Annotated in this window: 1 protein-coding gene; it reads left to right on the forward strand. The window is 80.4% G+C overall.

Annotation, left to right across the window (positions count from 1 at the left end; genetic code table 11):
- Nucleotides 1-1345, forward strand: a 1345-nt coding sequence (locus tag D459_RS0102595) for an ABC transporter permease (RefSeq protein ID WP_017591431.1), incomplete at both ends; no start/stop codon positions are given.

Below are 1345 nucleotides of genomic sequence, written 5' to 3' on the forward strand. Positions count from 1 at the left end.
CCTGGCCGGCCTGCGCCAGCACAAGACACGCCTGGCCACCACCGCCCTCGCCATCGCCCTCGGAACCATGTTCGTCACCGCGACGCTGGTGTTCACCGCCGGCCTGGGGGCGCATTTCGACGCCCGGGTGATGGGCGGCTCCGAACGGGTGGACGCCGTCGCCGCCGCCGAGGAGGCGGGCGGGATCCCGGCGGGCGCGCTGGAGGCGGTGCGGGGCCTGGAGGAGGTCGCGGCCGCCGACGGCACGCCCCGGGGGAGCGCGGTGCTGCTGGATTCGGGCGGGCGGCGGCTGGGCGAGGCGCCGGCGGTGGTGCTGGCCGCCCCCGGGCGGGTGTCGCGGTTCCCGGTGGCGGCGGGGGCGCCGCCGTCGGCGGCGGACGAGGCGGCGCTGGCCACCACCACCGCCGAGGCCGGCGGGTTCGGGGTGGGCGATGAGGTGCGGCTGGTGGACGCCGGGGGGCGCACCCGGTCGTTCCGGGTGAGCGGGCTGGTGGACTTCGGGGTGGAGGCCGAGGTGCTGCGGCGGGGCGCGGTGGTGCTGGAGGCCGGGGCGGCCCGGGAGGTGTCCGGGGTGCGGGGGCTGGACGAGGTCGCGGTGCGCGGTGCGGAGGGGGTGTCCCAGGAGCGGGTGGCCGAGGCGGTGGCCGGCGTGCTGGGCGGTGAGGCGCGGGTGTGGACGGGCCGGCGGTTCGGTGAGCTGCAGGCCGAGGAGGCCGGGGTGCAGGCGCGTTCGGTGTCGGCGGGGCTGGGGCTGTTCGCGGGGGTGGCCTTGTTCGTGTCGGTGCTGGTGGTGTCGAACACGTTCGCGGTGCTGGCGGCGCGGCGGGTGCGCGAGACGGCGCTGCTGCGGTGCCTGGGTGCGGGCCGGGGGCAGGTGTTCGCGGCGGCGGTGGGCGAGGCGGTGCTGCTGGGGGCGGCGGCGTCGGTTCCGGGGGCCGTGGCGGGTGCGGGTGCGGCCGCGGGGGCGCTGGTGGTGGGCGGCGGCGCGGTGGCGGGCGTGTCGGGCGGTGTGGAGCCGGTGGTGGGTGCGGGGCCGGTGGCGGCGGGTGCTGCGGCGGGGGTGGTCGCGACGGTGGGTGCGGTGCTGCGGCCGGCGTGGGAGGCGACGCGCACGGCGCCGGTGGAGGCGCTGCGCAGCGGTGCGGCGGGCGGTTCGGGTCCGGTGTGGGGGCGGGCGCGGGCGGTGGTGGCGGCCGCGGGGTTCGCGGGTGCGGGTGCGGCGGCGGGTGCGGGGTCGGTGGCGGAGCCGGGCGCGGGGGCGATGTGCGCGGTGGCGGCGGGGGGTGTGCTGTGCTTTTTCGGGGTGATGGCGGTGGCGCCGGCGGTGGTGGGCCGGGTGGGGTCG

This window comes from Nocardiopsis potens DSM 45234 (genome assembly GCF_000341105.1).
In the GTDB taxonomy this organism is placed as follows: domain Bacteria; phylum Actinomycetota; class Actinomycetes; order Streptosporangiales; family Streptosporangiaceae; genus Nocardiopsis_A; species Nocardiopsis_A potens.